Below are 24,360 nucleotides of genomic sequence, written 5' to 3' on the forward strand. Positions count from 1 at the left end.
AGGCGGCCTCACACCTCGATCACCGTTGGTCGAGGTGCGAGGAGCTCTGCGGTGAAGCCTCGAGACCCGGTGAGCGAAGGGCGGTCAGGGGGATGTCGTGCTCGTCCGCCCAGGTCTGCCAGTCGGCGGCGGTGCGCTCGGCGAAGACCTCGGCGAGGCGCTCACCGGTGCAGTCCTCGGGCTGGAGGCGAAGGGCGGTGAGCAGCGCCGTGGTGAAGTGCGGCTCGAGCGCGCCGAGGGCGATCTTGCCCTCCGCGGTGTCGTAGATGCCGTAGGCCGGCAGACCACCACCGAGCAGCGCGCCCGGAGCGGTGAGGCCGTGGGCCAGCGGGCGCGACATCGTGTGGGCGAGGTCGGACAGGGGCACCTCGCGGCGCACCCCCTCCCCGAGGCGAGCCCGGGCGACCAGCGCAGCGGACGCCTCGGCGGCTGCCCTCTCGGACCCGGCCAGGTCCACCACGAGGGTGGTGGGCATGCTCCCTTCGCCCAGCAGCCCGGTACCGGCCTGGTAGGTGAGGTCGTGCCCGGCGGTCTCCGCCTGGTCACCGGGGTAGCCGACGATGTCCACCTGGCAGACCTGCGGGTGACTCGCGTGCACGGACTCGAAGTCCAGACCCAGTCGCCGCAGCGCGGATGGACGCGACGACGTGACGAAGACGTCGGCGGTGGCCAGCAGCTCCTCGAGCTCGGCGCGCCCGGCCGGCGACTTCAGGTCGACCCGACGCACCTCCTGCCCGACGTGCAGCTCGTCGTAGTACGCCTTGGCGAACTGCTCCATCGGATCCCCGCTCGGCGGCAGCACCGTGACGACATTCGCCCCCTGCCCGGCCAGCCGCGCGACGGCGGCCGGACCGGGCAGGTTGATGGCGATCGACAGGACCGTGACACCTGCCAGAGGCCCTGTCTGCGACATGTCGCTCAGGCCTCGTCCACGAGGGTGCCCTTGGCGACGCGCTCGGTGAGCCACGCGCTCGGGCGGAAGCGCTCACCGTAGGTGTCGGCGAGCTCGTTGGCCCGCGCGACGAAGCCGGCCAGGCCACCCTCGTAGTTGGTCATGAAGGTCGCCGGACCACCGGTGTGCGGCGGGAAGCCGATACCGAAGATGCCGCCGATGTTGGCCGACACCGCGTCCGTGAGGACACCGTCCTCGAAGCAACCAGCCGTCTCCAGCGCCATGATGAAGAGGTAGCGGTCCTGCAGGTCCTCAAAGGGGATCTCGGTGCCCTTGCCCCAGCGCTCACGCAGCTCGGGCCACAGGACCTTGGGGCCGTCGGCCGGGTAGTCGTACAGGCCCGCGCCGGAGGCGCGACCCTTGCGACCGAGCTCGACCATCGTGTCGATGAGCTGCTCGCCCGGACCCTTGGGCAGGGTCTTGCCCTCCGCGGCGGCAGCCTTGTCGGCCTCCGCACGGATGTGCTGGGTCAGGGTCAGCGAGACCTCGTCGAGCATCGCCAGCGGCGGGGCCGGGAAGCCGGCCTGGGTCGCGGCGCGCTCGACGAACTGCGGGTCGATGCCCTCGGCGAGCGCGGTCGCGCCCTCGAGGATCAGCGTGCCGAAGACGCGGCTGGTGTAGAAGCCACGGCCGTCACCGACGACGATCGGGATCTTGCGGATCTGCTGGACGATGTCGATCGCCCGGGCAGCCGCCTCGTCGCCGGTCTGCTCACCGCGGATGATCTCGACGAGCTGCATCTTGTCCACGGGGGAGAAGAAGTGCAGACCGATGAAGTCCTTGGGGCGGGTGGAGAAGCCTTGGAGCGAGGTGATCGGCAGGGTCGAGGTGTTGGAGCACAGGAGCGTCTCCGGACCGACGACGGCCTCGATCTCGGCGAAGACCTGCTTCTTGAGGTCGTAGTCCTCGAAGACGGCCTCGATGACGGCGTCGACACCGGCCAGGTCGGCCACGTCGATGCTCGGCGTGATCCGAGCCAGGACGGCGTCGGCCTTGGCCTGGTCCATCGTGCCGCGCTCGACACGCTTGGCCAGGAGCTTCTCGGAGTAGCTCTTGCCCTTGGCCGCGCCCTCCTCCGTGACGTCCTTGAGGATGACCTCGATGCCGGACATGGCGGCGGAGTAGGCGATCCCGGCGCCCATCATTCCGGCACCGATGACGCCGATCTTGGCGACCTGACGCTTCTCGACACCCTCCGGGCGCAGCTTGCCGCTGCTGATCGTCTGCATGTCGAAGAAGAAGGCCTGGATCATCGCCGTCGACTCACGGCCGGCGGCGAGCTCGGTGATGTAGCGCGACTCGATCCGGCTGGCGGTGTCGAAGTCCACCTGCGAGCCCTCGACCGCGGCCGACATGATCGCGCGGGGCGACTTGGTCGGGGCGCCCTTGAGGGTCTTGCGCAGGTTCGCCGGGAAGGCCGGGAGGTTCATCGCGAACTTCGGCACGGACGGGGTGCCGCCGGGGATGCGGTAACCCTTGACGTCCCACGGCTTCACGGCCGCGGTCTCGTCGTCCTTGTGCTCACGGATCCACTGCTTGGCCGCGGGGACCAGCTCCTCGCGGGTGGCGACGAGCTGGTCGACGACGCCCTTGTCGAGCGCCGCGGCGGGGTTGCGCTGCTGACCCTGCAGCAGCCAGCCCATGAGGGCCTCCTGGATGCCGAGCATCCGGACGAGGCGCGTGACGCCGCCGCCACCGGGCAGCAGCCCGAGGGAGACCTCGGGCAGGCCGAGCTTGATCTTCGGGTCGTCGACGGCGATGCGGTGGTGGGTCGCGAGCGCGATCTCCAGGCCACCACCGAGCGCGGCGCCGTTGATGGCCGCGACGACCGGCTTGCCGAGCTGCTCCAGGCGACGCAGCTGCGACTTGATGCCCTCGATCTCCTCGAAGAACTCACCCGCCGTCTCCTGCGTGACCGACTGCAGGTCGGTGAGGTTGCCGCCGGCGAAGAAGGTCTTCTTCGCGGAGGTGAGCACGACACCGGTGATGTCGTCGCGCTCGGCCTCGAGCCGGTCGATGGTCTCGCCCATCGCGACCTTGTAGGTCTCGTTCATCGTGTTGGCGCCCGCGTCGGGGTCGTCCATCGTCAGGGTGACGATGCCCTCGTCGTCGCGCTCGTAACGGATCATGTTCTCGCTCATAGCTCTTGGGTTCCTTATCCGCTGGTTCAGACGCGCTCGACGATGGTGGCAATTCCCATGCCGCCGCCGATGCAGAGGGTGGCGATACCGCGCTCGAGGTCCCGGCGCTCCAGCTCGTCGACGAGCGTGCCGAGGATCATCGCGCCCGTGGCACCGAGGGGGTGGCCCATGGCGATCGCGCCGCCGTTGACATTGGTCTGGTCCTCGCTCCAGCCCATGTCGCGCATGAGCTTCAGGGCGACCGCGGCGAAGGCCTCGTTGATCTCGACCAGGTCGATGTCCTTGGCGGTCATGCCGACGCGGTCCAGCGCCTTGCGGCAGGCCGGGGCCGGGCCGGTGAGCATGATCGTCGGCTCGGAGCCGATGACGGCCGTGGAGACGATGCGGGCCCGGGGGGTCAGGCCCATCTCCTGGCCGGTCTTCTCGTTGCCGATGAGCATCAGCGAGGCACCATCGACGATTCCGGAGGAGTTGCCGGCGTGGTGGACGTGGTTGATCCGGTCGACCGAGTGGTATTTCTCGAGGGCCACGGAGTCGAAGCCGCCCTGCTCGCCGATCCCGGCGAAGGAGGGCTTGAGGCCACCGAGCGAGTCGACGCTCGTGCCGGGACGGATCGTCTCGTCGCGGGCGAGGATGGTGATGCCGCTGGCGTCCTTGACCGGGATGACGGACTTGTCGAAGTAGCCGGCGTCCCACGCGGCGGCAGCGCGCGCGTGCGACTGGGCGGCGAAGCGGTCGACCTCGGCGCGGTCGATGCCCTCGAGGGTGGCGATGAGGTCGGCACCGATGCCCTGGGGGACGAAGTCGGTCGCGAGCGCGGTGGCCGGGTCCATCGCCCAGGCGCCGCCGTCGCTGGCCATCGGCACACGGGACATCGACTCGACGCCACCGGCGAGGAAGAGGTCCTCGAAGCCGGAGCGGACGCGGGCCGCGACCTGGTTGATGGCCTCGAGGCCGGAGCCGCAGAAGCGGTTGAGCTGCACGCCGGCGACGGGCTCGGGGTAGCCGGCCTTGAGGGCGGCGATCCGCGGGAGGACGGCGCCCTGGTCACCGACCGGGGAGACGATGCCCATGACGAGGTCGTCGATCTGGGCGGCGTCGAGGCCCGGGTTGCGCTCACGCACGGCGTTCAGGAGACCGACGGTCAGGTCGATCGGCTTGACCTCGTGGAGGGCGCCCGAAGACTTCCCCTTCCCACGGGGGGTGCGGACGGCGTCATAGATGACGGCCTGGGGCTGCTCGGGCATGGACCGGCTCCTTCGATGAAACGATGGTTTTCCGTCACCCTACGCATCCGTTGAACACTTGTGCAATGGTGTGCAAAGAGTTCACCATCACACCGAAGGGAGGTCGCCGTGAGTTCACGGGTCAACGCCGCGGGCGACACCCGCGAGCGGATCCGCACTGCCGCACTGGCTCTCTTCGCCGAGCACGGGGTGGCCGCGACCAGCCTGCGCGAGGTCGCCCGATCCGCCGGCGTCGCCCCGGGACTGGTCGGCCACTACTTCGGGAGCAAGGACGGTCTGCAGGAGGCCGTCGAGGACTGGGTCGTCGGGCTCTTCAGCGAGACCTTGGGCGCGGTCCCCCTCGAGGGGACGGTGACCGAGGTGGTCGCGGCACGTGACTCGGCAGTCAACGGGATGTTTGCCCGCAACCCGCACGCCGTCGACTACCTGCGGCGGGTCGTCGTCACCCCCGGCGCGGGTGATGCCCGGCTGGTGCGCAAGATCCTCGCCGAGCAGGTCGCCCAGACCGAGCACCTGCGCGACCACGGGATCGGAGCCAGTCAGGCGCCCGTCACGGAGCAGGCTGTGACGGTGCTGGTGCGCCAGCTCGGCGCCTGGCTGCTCCAGCCGGCCCTCGGCCGGCTGTGGGCGCTGTCAGGGGCGCAGGGCCCCGAGCCGCAGGTGCACGTGACCCTGCGCTGATCAGCCCGGACGTCCTGTGCACGAGGAGTCGGGCGTCTCCTTGGCCGGCCATCACTCGACTCGCCGACCCGCACCCCAGCAGGCAGAATCGGGCTCATGACGAGAGCGACGAGGTAGATGGCACATACCTGGACCCACGGAGTCGTTAGTCCGTGGACGATCGCTTCCGGATGACGCGAAGCAACCGGGCTCGTGCCGCGTGGGGCGGCTCTGGTGGCCCGGCGTCTCGTCCCCCGACCACCACCGCGCCGCCTTCGATCCACGCGTGCTTCCGTCAGTGGGTCGAGCAGACTCCGCAGGCCATAGCGGTGCGACAGCGCAACTCTGTCTACTCCTATGCGGACCTTGATGAGTACTCCGATCACATCGCCGCCCACCTGCACTCGACGGGGATCGGACCTGGCGACATCGTGCCGGTCCTGCTGCACCGAAGTCCCGACCTGATCGCGACCCTCCTGGGCATCCTCAAGACGGGAGCCGCGTACACCGCCTTGGATCCGGCGTGGCCGGAGCAACGAGTCCACGACCTGGTGGCGATGATCGAGCCCACCCTGATCCTGGGCCCACCCAGTGAACAACTGCCAATACCCAGTTGGGACCCCCGTGCGGTGCGGGAGCGCTCTCGACCGGCCATGGCGGCCAGTGCCCCCTTCTACCCCTCAGCCGCCTCGGACCCGTGCTGCGTCTTCTTCACCTCGGGGACGACCACCGGCACGCCACGTGGCGCGCTCGTTCCCCATGCGGGCACCGTACTGCTCTTCCGGGACTGCGCCTTCGCGACGCTCGGCCCCGGGTCGGCCATCTTGCAAGCCGCTGCGATCGCGTGGGATGGGCTCAGCTTGGAGGTGTGGAGCATGCTCACCACCGGGGGAAGCGTGCTCCTGGCGGGCGAGTTCCACACCCCCACTGGTGAGTTGGTCCGCGACGCTATTGCCGCTGGTACGTCGCTGATGTGGCTGACGTCGACCCTCTTCAACCTGCTCGTCGACGAAGAGATCAAGTGTTTCGTCGGCCTCGATCACCTCCTCATCGGGGGCGAGAGACTCTCCCCCGAGCATGTCACTCAATTCCTCGCGGCTCATCCCGGGTGCCGACTGACCAATGGCTATGGACCCGCCGAGGCCACCGTCTTCGTGAGCACCCACGAGATCACCCGTGAAGACGTGCACCACCCCCGCGGGATCCCCATTGGTCGAGCGGTACCTCACACCACCCTCACCGTCATCTCCGACGGTCAACCCACCCCCGCCGGCGAGGTGGGGGAGCTACACGTCAGCGGGCCGCGACTGGCACTTGGCTACCTAGGCCCCGATCGCCCCGGAGCCTTCCTGACCATCGACCGTGAGGGGGCGAGTGTGCGGACCTATGCCACGGGCGACCTCGTGGTCGAAGAAGACGACCTCTTGTACTTCGTGGGGCGGGCCGATCGTGAGTTGAAGATCCGTGGTCACCGGGTCGAGCCGCGCGAGGTCGAGCGAGCCGTCATGAGCCTCGCCGGCGTCACGGGAGCCCGAGCCGTGCCTGTCAGGGGTGCCGACCATCGTCCCGTCGACCTGGCCATCTTTTACACCGGGGCTGCCACCAACCCAGGCGCACATCGGGACTCCTTGAGCGCCACCCTTCCGACCTACCTCGTCCCACGGGCGGTAGTGCACGTCCCGGCCTTCCCACTGACCGTCAACGGAAAGATCGACGAAGCATCCCTGCTGAGGTCACTCGGCACGCTGAGCAACATCGAGCCCCGGGCGGACCCGCCGACAGACCTGTCGCCCACGCAATCAACCGTGCTGGCCATCGTGCGGGACCTCCTCGAGACGGAGGTGGGTCTCGACACCCGGCTTCATGATGCCGGCGCGACCTCCTTGGACCGTGCCCGCCTGGCAATGCGACTTGAGCGCACCTGCATGACCCGGATCTCTGTCGCCGCGCTGAGCGAAGCGATCGATCTGCGCGCCATCGCCGACTACGTTGACTCGATCCACCCGAACGCAGCCATCCCCGCGCCCCCGCACGATCCCCATGCCCCCGTCGAGTTGAACCCCGTCCAGGCCACATTTTTGGCCTCGTACCTGCGGCATCCATCAGACACCAGCGCCACCTGCCTCATGGTGTGGGACCTTGACGGCCCTGTCGACCTGCAGGCTCTCGGGCGATCCCTACAAGACCTCCAGCAGCGCCATCAACTTTTGGGGGCGCGGTATGACGTCACCGACACCTGCGTGGCGATCCCTACGCGCGAGCCCCGCAAGGTCCTGCTCACTGCCGAACAGGACCTGCCTCTGCCCGATCTGGCCACGGCGCGTCATGCTGTCCTCGGCGCCCTGACCGCGCAACCGCTGTCCATCGATCGCGGCGAGGTGTGGCGCGCCACGACCCGAGCCGTAGCAGGCCACGAGATGGGGGTCCTCGGTATCGCCGTCCATCACGTGGCCTTCGACGGATGGTCCGAGGCGGTCCTCGCCTCTGACCTCTCGCACGCCTATGCCGCCCGCGCTCGCGGCGAAGAGCCGACGTGGTCCCGGACCAGCGCGTCAGCTGCTGCCCTCGCCCACGCGAGCGAGGCCCGGCGGCGCTATGCGTATTCCCCTGAGGACCTCGACTATTGGACGGGCATCGCCCGCTCCTGCAACGAACTGACCCTGGTGACGGGACCGCCAAACTCATGTGGAGGTGTCGACCACGGGGGCAGCCACACCGTCCACCACCCATTGGATGCGTCAACGCTGCACACCTGGGCCACCGTTGCCCGGGACCACTCAGTCTCCCTCCTCGCCGTACTCCTGAGCCTGTATGAGCAGGTCCTCGCGCCGCACGTCAGGCTGCGATTCGCGGTCGGTGTCCCGGTGACGGAGCGGGATAGCGTCGTCGAAGAGAACGCCGTCGGGTGCATCCTGAACATGTGGTGTCTACCCGTCGCCCCCCACGCAGCCGGTGACATCATCGTCAGGGCGCGCACCTTCCAGGGGCACCTCGAGCGAGCGCAGCAGCACCGAGCGTTGTCATTCCCCGAACTCGTGCGGCAGTTGCAGCCGCCTCGCTCGACGCGCACCCCCGTCTATCAGGCCATCTTTGCCCTTCAGGACAATGCTCAGCCAAGCCTGCAGATCGACGGGTGTGCGACATCGTTCACCCGGCCACAACCGCCCGACTCGCCTGTCGAACTCCTGGTCGAAATTCATGCCGCGCCAGGCGTAACGCCATCACTGACTGTGTCGCATCAGTGCGCGGCTGTATCCACCGAGACGGCGGAGCGCATCGCCCTCGACCTGATCGCCGCACTAGAGAGGCCGACCCAAAGTTAGGGCGTCGCCGACAAGACACGTGAGGCAATGAGCGGCCGGACAAAGAACGGAATGGCGATACCGACGGCGCACAAGGCCGCCGCTAGGACGATGGCACCTGGACCGGACCAGCTGAACAAGATGAACGTCAACCCAGCCGGAGCGATAATCCGCACAGCCTGCTCGGACAAACTCCAGACGCCTTGATACTCGCCAAGGTGCCGTTGCGGGGCGAGGTCATAACTCAACGGCCACGACGAGGCCCCTTGAACCATTTCAGCACCGGTGTGCGCGATAACGCTGATGAAGAGCAGGATCACGGCCGGCCACACGGAGACGGACGACGAAAGAGCCAGCAGCGCAAACATGGCCGCCAAGAGCAAACCGGACAACCGGAGCCCGGACACCGCGGTGTGCACCGTCTCGAAAGGACGGCTGACGGGCAGCTGGAAGGCGATCACCAACAAGGTGTTGCTGATGAGCAGCGCCGCCACGACCGAGTGGGGGGCCTGAGTCCGGGTCACCACCCAGATGGGCATGATGACGTCCAACACCACGACGTGGATGGTGAGCAAGGCGTTGACCATCGACACTGCCACATATGGTCGGTCGCGCAGTGCCCGATGGGTGCTGATCTCTGAGTCACTATCGCCAAGGGTCGCGGAGACCGCGGTGTACGAGCGCACACGCATGATCAGCACGCCGGCGATCACGAACGAGGCGGCATTGACGAGAAAGAGCAGTTGGAAGGCCTCACGTGAGCCAATCGCCAGCGTGAGCGCCGCCAAGCCACCGCCCAGCGCAGCGCCGATGTTGGTGATGGAGCGGAGCCTGGCTCGGGCAGCAGTTCGGGTGGGACCGGTAAAGACCAGCCCGACGAGAGACTGTCGGGCCACCGCCGCAGACCTCTCCAGGAGCGCGAAGACGGCAGCCACGACAATGAAGAGCACGACCGAATCGATGACGGCGTAGAGCGCGGACGCCACACTGGCCAAGATGAGCAGGGTGCCCGCGGCCATAGCGGCGTTTGTTCGGTCAGAGATCAGTCCGGCTGGCAAGGACGACAGCAACCCGACGACGGCGCTGATGGTCAGGCCCACGCCGATGGTGCTCGCGGACAAGCCGACGATCTCGCTCAAAAAGACCACTGCTGCAGCGCCGAACGCGCCATTACCAAAATTGTTGACGAGAGTGGACGCCGCGAGGAGCCGCAACGGTCCGGACTGAAACACCTCAGAGACTGAGCTCACCGTAAAACTCCGAAATCACTGTCGCAAGGGCCTTCGAGTCGTCCAAGATGCTGCGGTGGTCACCGGGCAGCTCCACGACGCTGACCTGTTCAAGTTGGCTCATTCGCTGGCATGTCCGTTCAGTCAGCAGGGTGCTCTGGGAGGACCTGACACACAGGACCGGTACCTGGACCAACGCCAAGGCTGACTCATAGTCGTACATCCACCGCAACCAACTCCCTTCGGCGTCCTCGTCATTGACGTACATCGTCGGGAAGGACTCGAAGGAGGTGTCGAGGACCACGAGGCTTCGCACCCGGCCAGCGGCCCACGTCGTGGCGCTCAGCAGGGCAACGAGAGCGCCATACGAGTAGCCGACGACATCGAGGCTGTCGGGCCAGCGGTGTGCGCTCCGGTGCAGGTCAGCCGCGTATTCCAAGGGCGAGTGCCCCTGCTTGGGCGAGTACGACTGTCCATGTCCGCGCAGGGAGGGCATGATCTGCACCGGTGATCCCAACTCGCGGCCAAGCGGCGCCAGTTGCGACTTGTCCCCACCGGCACCATGGAGGAAGACGGTCGCTCGCGGGGCCGAGTCCACGTCCCCGACGACATCGATGTCCAGCTCCTGCATGCTCGGTGCCTGCGCCGCGGTCGGTGTCACGGGGCAGCCCCCACGGCCAGGTCCATGGAGCGCGCCAAACTCTCCGCGTTCTCAGGATCGACCATGGTGAAGTGATCACCGGGCACGAGGTGCACAGCAGCCCCCTTAGTCGCCCACGCAGACCAGTCAAGGTCCTCAGCGAGCGGAGTGGCGCCCTCCAAACTCCGGTCCGTCACGCGCATCACGTCAACACCGATCGCCGTCGGCTGCAGCTCGTACTGCGACAGCGCCTGGAGGTTGTGCCGATACATGTCGACCATGCGCCGTAGGCGCTCCGGGTCGAAGTCGGGCGGGATGGTACCGGCCTGGACGGAACGCTCCAGCAACACCGATGACCGCTCGTGCTCCGACAGACCGCGCAGCCAATCGATGTCCACGTCGATCTTCAGCGCCCGGTATAGCAAGGCACGCAATGCGAAATCCAGGTCGTCTTCGGCGGGGTCAACCGTAGGCCTGGTGTCCAACAAAAAGACCTGTCCGATCTCATCACCTCTACCAATGAGTTGCCGGGCGACCTCAATGGCCAACAATCCGCCCATGCTGTAACCCACGAGGTTCCACGCAGCGGTGCGCTGCACGGAGTCCAGGGCCGCGATGGCACGCGTCGCGATCTCACCCAGGTCCTCCATGGGCTCCTCGCCCGGGAGGAGCCCGATCGACTGGACACCCCACACATCCCACGACGGATCCAGTCGCCGGCTGAATGGCCCATAGAGGCCCAGGGTCCCCGACACGGGAGGAAAAGCGGCCAAGGGACGCCCGTCACCGGGACGCAGACGCACCAGCGGGTGAGTCCGGGACGCGCCGCGGGTTCCCCGCACCAGTGGGGCCATCTCTGCGACGGTTCCCGCTGCCAGCAGTTCATCTGCTTGCAGGTCAACAGACAGCGCCCGACGGATACGACTGACCAGTTGCAGGGCGAGCAGAGAGTGCCCGCCGAGATCGAAAAAGTTGTCATGAATACCGACCTCGTCCACAGCGAGTACCTGAGCCCAGATGGCGACCAACTCCATCTCGACGCTGTCGCGAGGGGCGGCTGGGCCGCTCTCGGTCACTGCGGGCCCTCAGTGTGCGGGGCGAAGTAGTCGGCCATGACGTTGTGCGACCACTCCGGCTGAATGACCTCGCCGCGGGGCTCGAACTCCTGCATGTGGGGTTTGAGGTCGAGGATCGGGGTGCCATCCATGGCGTCTAGGCCCTCGACGGTCAGTGTGGTTCCGTCCACAGACACGACACGACACGTCGTGGCTCCCACAAAATTGGGGCGCTTCTTGGCTCGTTGGGCGAAGATCCCGACAAGCGGCCAGTCCTTGCGGCCGCGAGGGTGCCGGCCACCGGTCTCTTCGGATCCCGGCGTGAGCAAGTGGAAGTGGAAGAGCACGAGCACGTGCGAGTAAGTGTCCAGGGCAGCCAAGGCGTCGGCGCCGAACCGTTCGGAGTCGAGCTCGATCGTGGACTCAAACCCACCCCAGTAATCGTCGTCTCCGGTCGGCCGTCCGCCGCGGACGACGCCAATCGGGCTCAGGGTGACGGGGTTCTTCCAGTCCTGCGATGGTGCGGTCATGTCTACATTCCTCCTGTGTCGGATGGTGGATTCGAAAGGTCTTCATCGGTCCATAGCGCGCCTCGGACCCATAGGTCACCCGGGTCTACCGGGCGCAAGGCGACGTAGACATCCTGTGGGTCGACGTCGGCGAGTTTGCTCAGGCCGGTGGCGATCGTCTGAACCAACGCGTTGCGCAGTCCCCTCGGATAGGTGACCTTGCACGTCACCAAGGCAACGGGCGCGGCGGGCGTCTCCTCCTGCCATTGCGGTCGATAGTGGTCTCCGGCTGCTAACCGATTCCACATCACCCAACAGTGGCCGCCGTCGATGCCCAGCAGGTCGGTGACTGCCGAGCTGAGTTCACCCAACCTCTGCGCGCCTGGTCCAGGCGTGGGCGAGTACACCTCTATGACCGGCATGGTTGGGCCTCTCCACTCGACGCGAGGGCCTCGAGAAGGGTGTGTGAGTCGACTTTTCCGTTGGCCGTCACCGGCAGCGTGGGCACACAGACGACGACATCGGGAACGAGGTGCTTGGGCAGGGCCGAGGCCAATGCTTGACGCACTTCGGTCGGCGATGTAGTGATACCGGGACCAATGAACAGGGCCAGGCGGTCGTAGCCACTCCAGCGTCCGGGGACGGGTTCTGCCCGGCAGCTGACTCCGAGTATGGAGGTGGCCTGTGCCTCCAGTTCTTCGGGTTGGACCCGTGCGCCGCGGATCTTCACTTGACGGTCCAGGCGGCCCCGGAACCGGTACGAGCCATCGGGGGCGAGCCATGCTTGGTCACCGGTGCGGTACCAGCGTTGCCCTTCGGGTCCGGCGGTAACAAACCGGTCGTCCGAGTCCGGAGCGTTGACGTATCCCGTGGCCAGGCCGGTGCCACCGAGCCAGATTTCACCCGTATCGCCTGGTTGACCCCCTAGCAGGTCAGCAGGAACGTCGCCCTGCGTCACCAGCGCAATCGTGGTGCCGCTGACCGGACGTCCGATCGGAATGTCATCGAGGTCGGCTGAGGTGACCGTATGAGTAGTGGCAAACACGCAGCTCTCGACCGGGCCGTATCCATTGATCAAGGTCGTGTGAGGGTGGCGCTCAAGGAACTTGGCGACGTGCGGCGCGGAGAGCTTCTCGCCGCCGGTAAAGATGGTGCGCAACCCAGCGAGGCAGTCGATGTCCTCGTCAATCAGTAGGTTGAGCAGTGAGGACGTGATCCACGCGTGGTCCACGCCCGCATCTACGGCACTGATCACCGAATCAGGAAACACCCCGCCCGCCAACACGTGGACAGTTCCTCCACCGCTGAGAGTGCCCCAGGTTTCTAGGGAATGCACGTCCCATCCGGGTCGCGACGCATGCAGCATCACGTGACCCGGTTCGGTCAACAGGGTTCGTCCCGGGCCGATGAGGCGAGTCAATGCTTGGTGTGGTGAGGCAACCATCTTGGGCGCGGCCGACGTGCCCGATGTAAAAAAAATCGTGGCAATCGATCCTGCGTCCACGACCGGAAGAGCCTGCTCATGCGGACGCGGCGGCGGCGACAGCAGATCTTGTGGACGGATGTCCCCCCCACCGGTACCGACGCTGACGGTGACGCCGAGCTCGACGCGGATCAGATCGCGACGTGGCTGAGGCCAACGAGGGTCCACCGCCGCGATCACGGCACCGGCACGCAACACGCCGAGCATGACGGTGATCGCGTCGATGCTCGGCTCCAAGGCGACACAAATGGTCTCGCCTGGGTGGACGTCGTGGTGGGTGAGCAGGTTTTCAGCGACCCGCCCTGCGTGATCCCACAACTGAGCGTAGGCGAGGGTGCGTGTTGACTCCTGGACGGCGACGGCGTCGGGTGTCATCGCCACCCAGGCGTGGATGCGACCGGGTATTGATTCGCTGGGGATCGGTTGGCGCATAACGGTTCAGGCCTTGCGGGCGTTGAACTCCAGGCGAACATAATCCACCACGGGCTCGCCGATGCGGGCCGCGACCTCCTTGACGAATCCTTCGTGCTCGGATTCGTCAAGCTTGAGCAGGTGCCCGCCCAGGATGACCGTGGCCAGGAAGGCCTCAAATTGCTCGCCCTCCTCCAGCTTGGCCGGGTCGGGTCGCAAACGCACCTGGATGTCGGTGAATCCGGCGGCCTCGAGGCGCGAGCGGGTGTCCCCTTCGTCAGCGAAGTGCCAGACGGCGCCATCTTGACGGTCTCCCAAGGTCGCCGCTACCGCAGCGTCGACCCTCGCCACATTGCCGGAACCTCCGCACTCGGCGACGAACTGTCCGCCAGGGCGCATGGCATCGGCAATGTTGGCGAAGAGGACCTCGTGATCGGCGATCCAGTGGAAGGTCGCGATGCTGATGCAGGCGTCCACGAGGGATGGCAGGTGGAGGGGCTGGGTCAGGTCGTGCTTGTAGGAGTCCAGACGAGGGTCGTTGATCTTTTCCTGGAGGACCTCGAGCATCCGGTCGGAAGCGTCGACGGCGGTGACTCGACCGCGGGGCAGCCGCTCCAACAGCGCGGCCGTGTCGCGGCCGGTTCCTGCGCCTGCGTCCAGGACATGCTCGGCACCCGTCAGGGTCACCTGCTCGAGGACTCTAGTCCCCCAGTGCTGGTGAGGCAGAGGAAGGGAGTCGTAGCTTCGGGCATTCCATTCACGTGGCATACAAGGCTCCGATATGTGATGACGAGCTGGGGATCAAGACGTGGCGAGTAGCTGATAAGTGGGGGCAGTGAAGCATGCGCGAGCCACCCTGTCGGGATCGACCACGTCGTGGTCGTCAAGACTGAGGTAGGCCACCGCATTGCTCAATGCGCACGACTGGGCGTCCGTGCGCAGGTCGCGCCGAGCCTCGATCAGAATGCTCCACGGATCGTCGGTTACGGAGGCAAGCGCTCGGCCGAGATCCAATCCGAGGGAGAGCAGGAGCAATTCTCCGGGGTCGGGCCCCCGGTCCAGTCCGCCTTCTTGCCATGGCTGATCAATCACCAGTCCACCGTCGAGAGGCTGATGCGACAAGACCGTTGCGCTCAGCTGGGCCGCGACCAGTGCGGCGCGGTCCTGCGCGGGCAGGATCGGCAGTTGCAACTCTGTGGCTCCAGTCGCCCCGACCATGCTGACCCGCAGTGGCAGCCCCGCGGTCACCGTTGCGGAGACAACGCCGGGCCTGTCACGGTCCGAGAGGATGACTTCGGCCTGCAGGGCACGCGTCACCAGGTCCGTGTGGCCTGTGACAGCATCACGGCTCGATGCGGGGATCGCGAAGGGCCGCACAATCCGGGTCGACGCCCAGATCGAGGGCAGGGTCCTGGCGGTGACCTCGTCGCCCTGCCCCGTGACCTCGAGCCGGGAGGTCCACATGCAGGCCCATGGCTGGGCGTCGACCAACTCACGGGCATGGCGGCGAGAGTTCTCGACGGGGAGATCACGGTCGGTATCGAAGTCCTGAATGCGGGCGCTGATCCGCTGCTGCCCGGGCGTTCGCTCGGTTGAGGCCAGGGTCGCGATCGCGGCTGCGGGCCACTCAGCACCAATCCACGAGCGATGGAGCAGCACCGTCGTTGGCGTCAGTTGCGTCAGTCCCCGCACGTCACTCGTGGCCGCTGGCAGGACGCGCTCTGAGCGAAGGGTGACCACGGCCAGGTCGTCGAGGTTCGAGTGGATTTCACTCGCCCAGTAGGACTCAGACCAGTCCAGTGGGCTGACCTTTGCCACGTCGGGCAGGGAGGCGATCGCGTCAAGGTCCACTGGGGTGCCCTGTGACCAGTCGGCGCGGGCCGCATTGATGGCTACATCCAGCTGGGCTTGATGTGCCAGCCGGAGCAACAGCGAGGTCGCGAACGTGGTGCCCTCGATCTCTGTCAAGGGTTGGGTGCCATCGCCTCGTGCAGAGACGCTCAAGGTGGCGCCCAGGTCGGTTGCCTCAAGGACCCGAGAGGACAGTCGGCTGTTGTCGATGACCAGGACCAGGTCGTGAGAGTGGCACAGTTCAGCGAAGGCCGCGATGTCCACGAGCGCGCCCTGATCGGTGATCGAGTCGAGCACGACGACCTGCGTCAACTCATCGACCTGGCCACCGACATCTTCCAAGTTCGTCGCGTCCACCATCGACGTCGGGCGATCGTGCCGAAGCAAGTAGTCGGCGAGGTCGCTCGCACCCGCGATGGAGGCGGACACCACCACCCGGCCCCCTCGATTCGACATCGCAAGAGCCGACAATGCCAACGCTTCGGTGACGGTCACTCCCACCATCAGGGTCCCGTCGCCACCGTCACCGGGCGACGTCGCCTGGGCGGTCGTGGCCGGCGCGCTCACCGACGGCACACCGGGGCATCGGACAGGCCGATGCGCTGGTGGAAATAGTGCTCGATGATCTCCTCGTGCAGCGCCTCCCCATTGAGCGTCGGGATGAAGGCGTCACCGTTGTCCGTCTGAGTCACCAGGCCACGCTCGAGAAGGTCCGCGAAGGAGGACGCGAAGGGCTCCATCGAGACGAGGTCCGCGCCAAACTGCTCCTTGTAGCGTGCCAGACGGATCGGCTGGTTGGCCTTGAAGTTGAATCCCAGTGCCGTGCCAATCGCCTGATGTCCCTCCAAGCGCCGGCCAGGGGCCAGAGGGAGACCTTCCTCCTTCTGCATGAAGTTGGCGTACTTCCCGATATCAATCATGTTGTGGGTCTGGAGGAACTCTTCTCCGCCGCCGGTGAGCCACCCGTAAGCGCCCGGACCAACGGCAAGCATCGTGTCATAGTGCTCCCATTTGTCCTTGGAGGTGCGTGGGATATTTCCGCCTTCGTAGGTTTCGGGTCGGGACCACCATCCGCACGGGCTCGGAGAGTACCCGTCGCCGAGAAGTTCACCCACCGCCACTTCGCGCATGTCGTAGGTTTGATTCAACGATGGGAAACGGCCCTCTTGAATGAGTCGCTCTCGAACGCTGGGATTGTTCCAGACCGCGCGATTACCAATACCCATGTCTTGTCGGTCGGCATTGCGAAGACGGTAAATCGTGATGGTCGGAATGTCGAGATCCGTGAGGATCTCGAAGTCACGCCTCACGCTCTCAGGGGTTTGATAGGGCAGGCCAAACATCATGTCAACGTTGAACGGCATCCCAGTTGCCTTGAGATTCTCGATGGCTTCCAAAGATTGCGCGGCCGTGTGGCGGCGCTTCGTGAAGTCGTTGACCTCGTCCTGGAGGCTCTGAACGCCTAGGCTGAACCGATTAAATCCAAGGTCCAGCGCACGTTCCAGATTTTCCTTCGTGAAGTTTTCTGGATTTCCCTCGATGTTGAACTCGACATCTGGCTGGATGGAGTACTCGCTGCGGACCCAGTCGACCAAGGGCGCGATGGTTTGAGTGCTGTTCAGCATCAGAGCAGCAGTTCCGCCACCGATGTAGAACGAGCCGATTTTGGCATCAGCCATCCACGGGGCATTTTTGAGCTGCCGGCGCGACTCTTCGATGAGGAGGTCCTGCCACAACAGGAGGGAAGCGTCTTCCTTACCTCGAGGGATCAGGCGCTTGACGTAGTTGCAGAAGTGGCAGATGTAATTGCACAGGGGCAGATGAAAGTACAGATGAGCGCGCTTGCCTGCCCCATCGAAGTTCGCGATGGCCCGCTTGCACTCTTCGACACTCACTCCCTCGCCACTGTTTGATGTGACATTGATGTTGTATTCGTCTCGGTCGACCTGAAGGTGCTTATTGGCCTCCAGCAAGGCGCCAAGGTTCAGCTCAACGTCTGGTTCTGAAATGTCCGATGCAATCATGAGTCCCCCAAGTGTCGACGATAGTGACGCGGTATCGCGCAGCTGGCCGCGAGGTCGGAACCTCTAGCCGAATGCAGCCTGACACAGCAATCGGCGATCTGCATCTGGTTGATCCGTCAACTTCCTCACGGTCCCCATTGCTCCTTTCGCTTCCTCGGTCCACCGAGAAACATTTACCATTTCCCGACGATTCTTAAGACGGCTCTTCACAGATGAGGGTGTAGCGCGTGGTCAAGGATCGATCAGCGGGGCGCTGCCCGGGTAGGTGTCGCCACGAGATCGAACGCCGACCGCTGCTGCCGAGGCTGTGGCTGTGAAGGAACCGCGCGACACCATGTCGAGGGCCGCTCCAAACAGGTCTTCAAGGAGTGGCTCGCCGCTCGCCCCGAGGCATGGCGTCAGAGCGTTGGGGTCGTTGCGATGGATGGATTCACCAGTTCAAGAGCGCCACGACCGAGGATCTTCCGAGGCCCCCGCGTTCACGGATCCCTTTAAGGAACCGCACCGGCACCACGGCCGCAAAGACGACGTGCTTTACCGAGATCGACGCAGCGCCCTGGGCTTCAACGCCTCAGCTGGTTGGACTGCGTTCCGAGACTGATGGCCACCTCATTCGACGCGCACTACGCTGAGGACGACCGGTCGTTCGACCGGTCTTCCCTGAGTAGACCGCGAACGAGAAGGAGCCACTGCTGAGCCCCGTCGGCGCGTCCGCACTCCTGCGTGCTGTTCTCGGCCCCGGGCCAGCAGTTCGTGAACTGCGTGGCCAGGGCAACCCGTCGAACCTTGTGGGTCCTGAGGTCCAGGTCGTGGCTCGCGCGATCGAATCTCGTCGCAGAGAATTTGCTGCTGGACGTTCCTGCGCGAGAGAAGCAGCTCTCGAGACGGGTCATGACCTTGGTCCACTCCTGTCTGGCCCGACCCGCGAACCTCTCTGGCCGTCCGACCTCGTCGGTAGCATCACCCATTGCGCCGGCTTCGCTGGAGCGGCCGTGGCGCCCGCGACACACTGGCGCGGCCTGGGCATCGACTGCGAACCCGCCCGACCGCTACCTACTGAACTCATCGGCGCCATCCTGACGGCACGCGAGAGGTTCACCGTGGCACAACTCAGAGAATCTGAAGAGCGCCCTTGGGAGCGCATCATTTTCAGCGCCAAGGAGTCGCTTTTCAAGACATGGTTTCCGCTGCGCCGCACCTGGCTTGGCTTTGATGAGGCCGAGGTTGCCCTTCAGCCGGATGGCACCTTCCAAGCTGAGATCCTCGTCCTTGACACCGGTCCCCACCCTCGGACGGTGTTCGGTCGATGGAGGATCGACAGGGGTCTCATCGTCACCGGGCTCGCCCTGCCCGCACCCTGACCGCCCCTCTGCGCTGATCAAGCCCTCGGATCAGCGTTTTCCGGGCACTGGCACCAGTTGGCGGCGGGAATTTGGGCCCGCACGTCGGCCACGTGCTCACCACAGCCGCTCCACGTCGTCTTGCCACACTGCTGGCACCTCACCGGCCTGCACACGAGCGGACACTCCCCTTCGTCGTCGTGCCGGCGGACGTACCGGCACCACTCACAGTAAGGTCCGAGCATGGCTGAGCGCAGCACCTACCTCCTCGTCGACGGGGAAAACATCGACGCCACCCTGGGGGTCTCGGTCCTCGGACGTCGCCCCGAGCCGCAGGAGCGGCCGCGGTGGAACACGCTGCTCGACTACACCGAGGCAGCGTGGGGCCAGCCGGTCAAGGGCCTGTTCTTCCTCGCCGTCGCCGGTGAGCTGCCCGCGTCCTTCGTCCAGGCGCTGCTCGCGATGGGCTACCGCCCCGTGCCACTGCGCGGCGAGGGCAAGGTCGTCGACATCGCGATCCAGCGCACGGCCGAGGCGCTCATCGAGCGGGACGCCGACGTCATGCTCGTCAGCCACGACAACGACTTCACGCCCCAGATGGAGGCGTTGGCCAAGGACGACGACCGTCGCGTCGGGATCGTCGGCTTCAGCGAGTTCATGGCCACCGGGCTCAAGCACGTCCCGGGCGTGGAGTTCTTCGACCTCGAGTACGACGTCTCGGCCTTCAAGAGCCGCCTGCCGCGCGTCCGCGTGATCGAGATCGACGAGTTCGACCCGCTCGAGTTCATCTGACCGAAGGGAGCCCCGCCGTGGGCGTCGTCTACAGCGACATCGCCGTGTCCGCCGACGGGTTCGCCGCCGGACCGCGCCAGAGCGAGCAGACCCCGATGGGCGAGATCGCCGAGGGCGCGCTGCATGCGTGGATGTTCGAGGCCTACGAGGACAACAAGGCCGAGGTCGACGGGATCCTCGACTCGGGCGCGACCGTCATGGGGCGCAACATGTTTGGTCCCGTCCGCGGTGAGTGGGACCGCGACTGGCGCGGCTGGTGGGGCGACGAGCCGCCGTACCACGGGCCCGTCTTCGTCCTCACGCACTTCGCGCACGAGCCGATCGAGATGGCGGGTGGCACGACCTTCCACTTCGTCACCGAGGGCATCGAGGTCGCGCTCGAGCGGGCGCGGGCTGCGGCAGGCGAGCACAATGTCTCCGTGGCGGGTGGAGCGAGCACGGTCAACCAGTTCCTCGCCGCGGGGCTTCTCGACGAGCTGCGCCTGCACGTGACGGCGAGCATCCTGGGCTCTGGCGAGCGGCTCTTCGAGGGCGTCCCGCCGCAGTCGCTCGAGCGGGTCTCGGTCAGGGCCGCCTCGCTCGTCACCCACGTCACATATCGCCCGGTGCGCGACTGACGCGCGCGCCTCCGCGGTATTACTTGCGGGTACGACACCCACTTGTCCCGCGACCCGGAAGCGAAACCCTGATTTTCCGGGGTTCTTGATCCGGCCCAACGGTCAAGTGCACGTCGTACCCGCACGTAACAACAGGTCCCACCTGCGGCGGCGCCTCACCACCAAGCTGACCCGGCGCTGAACCCGCCCCCAGCGCACCAATCGTCAGGTCATGGCTGACACCGGTCTCTTCTCCGCCCCGCCGGCGCGTTCATGTCGAGATCCGGTGGTCCGGGCCAGCGTTGTCGTCGAGGCGCCACCACTGGCCCGGCTCGAGACGTGCAGCCACGTCGGCCGCCGCCGGCGTGATGAGGTCCCGCTCGAGCAGGACCTCCGCGACCTGGCTCCGCTCGGCGAGCAGAGCGCGGCGCTCCTCCTCGGGCACCGCGCGCACCGAGTCCTCCATCCGCAGGCGATCCGCGATGTAGCGGGAGGGCGGACGTGACCACATCCGCATCGCAACGAGAGCCACGAGGGCCAGGACCGCGGTCGCGACGACGAAGGGGGCGACCGTCCGGTACTCCTCGCTCGACAGGAGGGATGGAAACCAGGCCAGCACGATGATCGAGGAGACGAGGGCCACCGCTGACCACGCCGTCCACAGGCCGTCCTTGTGCCGGCCGAGCCGCCACCAGTCGAGGATCGTCCATCCCTGCCCCATCGCCCCGAGGACGAAGGACCAGTGGACCGCCCCGTAGAGCAGGCCGCCGTCCAGACCATCGGACTGCATGGTGCTCGACATCCCTCCGCCCGAGCCCGGGACGCCCGGGTTACCCAGGGGAGCGACCAGCCCGGCGAAGGGAGCGATGAGCATGACCGCCTTGAAGATCCGCAACCACAGGTCGGTGCGGTGGGCGCCGCGCAGGGACGGCGTCTCCATCAAGAGCGTCGCCTCCAAGGAACCGAAGCCCACGCCCTTGGCGAACTCACCCTCGCGCGCCTCCTTCAGCGCCTCACCCGCCATGGTCACCCACCGATCCTGCGCTCATCTGTTCCGCCAGACGAAGAGGGGCACCGCCAGCATGGCCACGCCCACCACGATCACGAGGATGCCGGCCAGCATCATGGCGCCGGCACCGGTGTCCAGGCCGCCCGTCATGACCCATCCGAGACCCCCGCACAGGAGGATGCCCAACCCGACCATGAGGGCGAGGACGCCGAGGGCGGCCATGACCACGGCCGCCGCGATCCCGACGCTGTCGTCCTTTGCGGGCGGCCTCGGCGGGGACGCGGGCCCGGGCGCCGGCGGGAGGCTCAACGCTGCAGCCACTCGTCGTAGAAGTCAGGCATCTGCGAGGCACGCCCGGTGAACTCCGGATCCCGCTTCTCCAGGAAGGCGGTCACGCCCTCCTTGCCGTCCCCAAGGCTGGTGTGCCACATGGCCAGCGAGTCGATGCGGTGCGCCTCGACGGGGTGGTCCTGGGCCGCATTGCGCCGGAGCATCTGACGGGCGAGGGCCACGGCGACGGGAGACCTCCCCTTCGTCCAGCGGTCGGCGAGCTCCCGGGCGGCGGTGAGGAGCTCCTCGGGCTCGTGCGGGCCCTGGGCCAGGCCCACGTCGACCGTGGACTGCGCGTCGAGGATGTCGGCCGAGAGCACGAGGTCGAGGGCGGCCGGCAGGCCGACGATGCGCGGGAGGAACCACGACGACGCGGCCTCCGGCACGATCCCGATGCGCCCGAAGACGAAGCCGATCCGCGCCTTGCTCGAGACGATCCGGGCATCCATCGCGAGGGTCATCGTGGCGCCGATGCCGACCGCAGCGCCGTTGATCGCCGCGATGACGGGCTTGCGGCAGTCGTGGATCGCGAGGGTGACCCGGCCTCCGGTGTCGCGCACCCCCGCGATGAGCGCGGGGTCGTCGAGCCGGCCCATGTCGGCCAGCGACGGGCTCATCGTCTCGTCGAGACCGAAGACGTTGCCGTCCGCGGTCAGGTCCATCCCGGCGCAGAACGCGCGCCCCGCGCCGGTCACGATGACCGCCCGCACGGTGTCGTCGTCGTTGACCTCGCGGAAGGTCTGCTCGAGCTCGTCGGCCATCTGCGGCGTGAAGGAGTTGAGCTGGTCCGGTCGGTCGAGGGTGACGGTGAGGACCCCGTCCTCGATCTCGTGGCTGATCGTCGTGTAGGTCATGGCCCGACTCTGCCGCACGCCCCGTGCCACCACGACGAAGGGCGTCCCACCAGCTGGTGGGACGCCCTTCGTGACGTGTGCGCGAGGGGGGATTTGAACCCCCACGCCCTTTCGGACACTGGCACCTGAAGCCAGCGCGTCTGCCGTTCCGCCACTCGCGCAGAGAGTGGTGCCTGCACGCCGTGAGGCGCGCGAGCCGTCTCATTGTGCCCCATGACCGGCCCGATCCCCAAAGCGAGGGGAGTCGACCCCCCGGGCGACCTCGGCGAGGAGGGCGAGCGCGCGCTGGACGGCCGGGCGGCAACCCTGCGGACGCCCAGGGTGCACTGACCCCCTTCGCCTCCTCGAGCAGGTGTGCGGGCACGTGCCCTGGGATCCCCTCGGTACAGGTCGGCGCGGTGACAGCAAGCGCCCAGAGTCCGCGGTTAGGATCGCCGGACCCATGTCCGTGCCGACGCCTGCCCGAAGGGAGGAAGCGTGAGCCTCTTCGAACGTATGGAGCGCAAGCTCGAGCGCACCGTCAACGGCGTCTTCGCGCGCGCCTTCCGCGCCGAGGTCCAGCCGCTCGAGCTCGCCTCCGCGCTGCGCCGGGCCATGGACGACCGGGCCACGATGCTCGGCCGCGGCCGCACGATCGTGCCCAACCTCTTCACCGTCGAGCTGGCACCCAACGACTACGAGCGCCTCACCGAGTTCGACGAGGAGCTCGAGGACGAGCTGGTCGCCGCCGCCCAGGAGCACGCCGAGTCGCAGCGCTACCAGCCCGGCGGTCCGCTCCAGGTCCTCTTCCACGAGGACGAGGAGCTCGAGACCGGCGTCTTCCGGGTGCGCCCGGCGACCGCCCGCCAGCGGGTGGACCGCCTCGACGACGCCCCGTCCGCGGCCCCCCAGCAGTCCGATGACTACGACGACGGCTACGACGAGTACTCCGGTGGCTGGGAGATGGCCGACGAGGACGCCGAGCCCGTAGCCGAGCCGGTCGCCGCGCCCGATCGGACCGTCCCCAGACCCCCCTCCCCGCGCCCGCCCGCGGCGGCACCCGACGCCGATGCGGCCACCGCGGTCCACCGTGCGGAGCCGCCCCGCGCGACCCCGAGCCCGGTGTCGGTCCAGGACCGTCCGTGGCTCGAGGTCGACGGCGAGCGCTACCCCCTCATCGCCGCGATGACCGTCCTCGGCCGCGACGAGAGCGCCGACGTCGTCCTCGACGACCCCGGCATCTCCCGCCGGCACTGCGAGGTGCGGGTGACCCACGACGGTCCGCGCCTCGTGTCGCACCTGCGCGACCTGCGCTCGACCAACGGCACCTTCGTCAACGGTGAGCGCACCGACGCGGTCCCGCTCGCCGACGGCGATCGCGTCACCGTGGGTCGCACCCACGCCATCTTCCACGCCGGCCGGCGTTGACCGGTCACATGACGACAGGAGATCCGAGTTGAGCGAGCTGACGGTCACCGTGCTGCGCCTTGGCCTGCTCGTGCTCCTGTGGGTCTTCGTCATGTCGGTCGCGTCGGTGCTGCGCACGGACCTCTTCGGCACCCGTGTCGTCACCCGTCGCCCTGCCCCGGCCAAGAAGCCCGCCCGCTCCCCGCGACGCCCGGTCGCCGAGCCGAGCACCCCTCGGCCACAGCGCGGCTCGCGCATCCCCACCCAGATCGTGCTGACCACCGGCCCGCTGACCGGCACCTCACTCCCCCTTCGCGACTCGGGGGTGCTCATCGGCCGCAACCCGGAGTGCACCCTCGTCCTCGACGACGAGTTCGCCTCGGGTCGTCACGCGCGCATCCTGCGGGCTCAGGACGGCTGGTACGTCGAGGACCTCGGCTCCACCAACGGCACCTTCGTCGGCCAGTACCGCGTCGGTGACCCCGTGCCCGTCGAGACCGGGACGGCGATCCGCATCGGGCGCACCGTCATCGAGCTGAGGAGCTGACG

The 24,360-nt window shown here is 67.0% G+C and carries 21 protein-coding genes, 1 tRNA gene and 2 pseudogenes; 9 read left to right on the forward strand and 15 right to left on the reverse strand.

All coding sequences use genetic code 11. The features are described 5' to 3' along the window. Window positions 1–19 precede the first annotated feature (19 nt). Genes EXU32_RS15110 through EXU32_RS15120 form a run of 3 tightly spaced genes read right to left on the reverse strand, consistent with a single transcriptional unit; the run spans window position 20 to window position 4,340 of the window. The gene (locus EXU32_RS15110; RefSeq protein WP_130630648.1) at window positions 20–913 is read right to left on the reverse strand and encodes a CoA transferase; all 894 of its coding nucleotides are present in this window, start codon (window positions 911–913) and stop codon (window positions 20–22) included. A 5-nt stretch (window positions 914–918) separates the two neighbouring features. After that, window positions 919–3,093 (reverse strand): 3-hydroxyacyl-CoA dehydrogenase NAD-binding domain-containing protein, encoded by a 2,175-nt coding sequence (locus tag EXU32_RS15115; RefSeq protein WP_130630649.1) that lies wholly within the window; start codon window positions 3,091–3,093, stop codon window positions 919–921. A 26-nt stretch (window positions 3,094–3,119) separates the two neighbouring features. After that, window positions 3,120–4,340 (reverse strand): acetyl-CoA C-acetyltransferase, encoded by a 1,221-nt coding sequence (locus EXU32_RS15120; RefSeq protein ID WP_130630650.1) that lies wholly within the window; start codon window positions 4,338–4,340, stop codon window positions 3,120–3,122. A 108-nt stretch (window positions 4,341–4,448) separates the two neighbouring features. Between EXU32_RS15120 and EXU32_RS15125 the strand changes: the two genes are divergently transcribed. Both EXU32_RS15125 and EXU32_RS15130 read left to right on the forward strand, forming a co-directional pair. Then, the gene (locus EXU32_RS15125; protein ID WP_165399703.1) at window positions 4,449–5,021 is read left to right on the forward strand and encodes a TetR/AcrR family transcriptional regulator; all 573 of its coding nucleotides are present in this window, start codon (window positions 4,449–4,451) and stop codon (window positions 5,019–5,021) included. Between the two features lie 152 nt (window positions 5,022–5,173). After that, on the forward strand, window positions 5,174–8,323 hold the full coding sequence (locus tag EXU32_RS15130) for an AMP-binding protein (RefSeq protein WP_130630652.1): 3,150 nt from the start codon (window positions 5,174–5,176) through the stop codon (window positions 8,321–8,323). Here the strand turns inward: EXU32_RS15130 and EXU32_RS15135 are convergent. The 8 genes from EXU32_RS15135 to EXU32_RS15170 form a co-directional block, all read right to left on the reverse strand. Continuing rightward, a complete protein-coding gene (locus EXU32_RS15135) occupies window positions 8,320–9,552 on the reverse strand; it encodes an MFS transporter (RefSeq protein WP_130630653.1) in 1,233 nt (410 codons plus the stop codon). The genes EXU32_RS15130 and EXU32_RS15135 overlap by 4 nt on opposite strands. Continuing rightward, the gene (locus tag EXU32_RS15140; RefSeq protein WP_130630654.1) at window positions 9,536–10,162 is read right to left on the reverse strand and encodes an alpha/beta fold hydrolase; all 627 of its coding nucleotides are present in this window, start codon (window positions 10,160–10,162) and stop codon (window positions 9,536–9,538) included. Before EXU32_RS15140 ends, EXU32_RS15135 begins: the two co-directional genes overlap by 17 nt. A 26-nt stretch (window positions 10,163–10,188) precedes the next feature. Then, the gene (locus EXU32_RS15145; RefSeq protein ID WP_130630655.1) at window positions 10,189–11,247 is read right to left on the reverse strand and encodes a thioesterase domain-containing protein; all 1,059 of its coding nucleotides are present in this window, start codon (window positions 11,245–11,247) and stop codon (window positions 10,189–10,191) included. Next, a complete protein-coding gene (locus EXU32_RS15150; protein ID WP_130630656.1) occupies window positions 11,244–11,756 on the reverse strand; it encodes an SAM-dependent methyltransferase in 513 nt (170 codons plus the stop codon). The genes EXU32_RS15145 and EXU32_RS15150 overlap by 4 nt, the downstream gene beginning before the upstream one ends. A 388-nt stretch (window positions 11,757–12,144) precedes the next feature. Beyond that, window positions 12,145–13,593 carry an AMP-binding protein gene (locus tag EXU32_RS15155; RefSeq protein ID WP_242612990.1) on the reverse strand — a complete coding sequence of 483 codons (1,449 nt, stop codon included), beginning with the start codon at window positions 13,591–13,593 and terminating at the stop codon, window positions 12,145–12,147. Between the two features lie 63 nt (window positions 13,594–13,656). After that, on the reverse strand, window positions 13,657–14,316 hold the full coding sequence (locus tag EXU32_RS15160; protein ID WP_207233821.1) for a class I SAM-dependent methyltransferase: 660 nt from the start codon (window positions 14,314–14,316) through the stop codon (window positions 13,657–13,659). Between the two features lie 114 nt (window positions 14,317–14,430). Then, window positions 14,431–16,047 carry a PLP-dependent transferase gene (locus EXU32_RS15165; protein WP_130630659.1) on the reverse strand — a complete coding sequence of 539 codons (1,617 nt, stop codon included), beginning with the start codon at window positions 16,045–16,047 and terminating at the stop codon, window positions 14,431–14,433. Further along, window positions 16,044–17,504, reverse strand: a complete 1,461-nt coding sequence (locus EXU32_RS15170) for a radical SAM protein (protein ID WP_130630660.1) — start codon at window positions 17,502–17,504, stop codon at window positions 16,044–16,046. Before EXU32_RS15170 ends, EXU32_RS15165 begins: the two co-directional genes overlap by 4 nt. A 336-nt stretch (window positions 17,505–17,840) precedes the next feature. On the opposite strand from EXU32_RS15170, the pseudogene EXU32_RS17535 reads away from it, so the two are divergent. From EXU32_RS17535 to EXU32_RS15195, 5 genes and pseudogenes are all read left to right on the forward strand, one after another. Then, window positions 17,841–17,971, forward strand: a pseudogene (locus EXU32_RS17535) (transposase); the annotation flags it as partial. Between the two features lie 342 nt (window positions 17,972–18,313). Beyond that, window positions 18,314–18,442, forward strand: a pseudogene (locus EXU32_RS17705) (4'-phosphopantetheinyl transferase family protein); the annotation flags it as partial. A gap of 54 nt (window positions 18,443–18,496) precedes the next feature. Continuing rightward, window positions 18,497–18,865 carry a 4'-phosphopantetheinyl transferase family protein gene (locus tag EXU32_RS15180; protein WP_242612809.1) on the forward strand — a complete coding sequence of 123 codons (369 nt, stop codon included), beginning with the start codon at window positions 18,497–18,499 and terminating at the stop codon, window positions 18,863–18,865. A 222-nt stretch (window positions 18,866–19,087) separates the two neighbouring features. Continuing rightward, window positions 19,088–19,636 (forward strand): NYN domain-containing protein, encoded by a 549-nt coding sequence (locus EXU32_RS15190; RefSeq protein WP_130630663.1) that lies wholly within the window; start codon window positions 19,088–19,090, stop codon window positions 19,634–19,636. Between the two features lie 17 nt (window positions 19,637–19,653). Beyond that, the gene (locus tag EXU32_RS15195) at window positions 19,654–20,253 is read left to right on the forward strand and encodes a dihydrofolate reductase family protein (protein ID WP_130630664.1); all 600 of its coding nucleotides are present in this window, start codon (window positions 19,654–19,656) and stop codon (window positions 20,251–20,253) included. 250 nt (window positions 20,254–20,503) lie between these two features. On the opposite strand, the gene EXU32_RS15200 is transcribed toward EXU32_RS15195, so the two are convergent. From EXU32_RS15200 to EXU32_RS15215, 4 genes are all read right to left on the reverse strand, one after another. Continuing rightward, window positions 20,504–21,262: a hypothetical protein gene (locus EXU32_RS15200; protein ID WP_130630665.1), complete on the reverse strand. Its 759-nt coding sequence runs from the start codon at window positions 21,260–21,262 to the stop codon at window positions 20,504–20,506. 15 nt (window positions 21,263–21,277) lie between these two features. Then, the gene (locus tag EXU32_RS15205; protein WP_130630666.1) at window positions 21,278–21,550 is read right to left on the reverse strand and encodes a hypothetical protein; all 273 of its coding nucleotides are present in this window, start codon (window positions 21,548–21,550) and stop codon (window positions 21,278–21,280) included. Continuing rightward, window positions 21,547–22,425, reverse strand: a complete 879-nt coding sequence (locus EXU32_RS15210) for a crotonase/enoyl-CoA hydratase family protein (RefSeq protein WP_130630667.1) — start codon at window positions 22,423–22,425, stop codon at window positions 21,547–21,549. The genes EXU32_RS15205 and EXU32_RS15210 overlap by 4 nt, the downstream gene beginning before the upstream one ends. A 78-nt stretch (window positions 22,426–22,503) precedes the next feature. Next, window positions 22,504–22,586 (reverse strand) — tRNA-Leu (locus EXU32_RS15215). A 316-nt stretch (window positions 22,587–22,902) separates the two neighbouring features. On the opposite strand from EXU32_RS15215, the gene EXU32_RS15220 reads away from it, so the two are divergent. Together EXU32_RS15220 and EXU32_RS15225 are read left to right on the forward strand one after the other, a co-directional pair. Further along, complete coding sequence (locus EXU32_RS15220; RefSeq protein ID WP_242612810.1) at window positions 22,903–23,832, forward strand: FhaA domain-containing protein; 930 nt, start codon at window positions 22,903–22,905, stop codon at window positions 23,830–23,832. Window positions 23,833–23,860: 28 nt separating this feature from the next. Next, entirely contained in the window at window positions 23,861–24,358 is a 498-nt protein-coding gene (locus tag EXU32_RS15225; RefSeq protein WP_130630668.1) for an FHA domain-containing protein FhaB/FipA, read from the forward strand. Window positions 24,359–24,360 lie beyond the last annotated feature (2 nt).

The organism is Janibacter limosus, from assembly GCF_004295485.1.
Taxonomy (GTDB): domain Bacteria; phylum Actinomycetota; class Actinomycetes; order Actinomycetales; family Dermatophilaceae; genus Janibacter; species Janibacter limosus_A.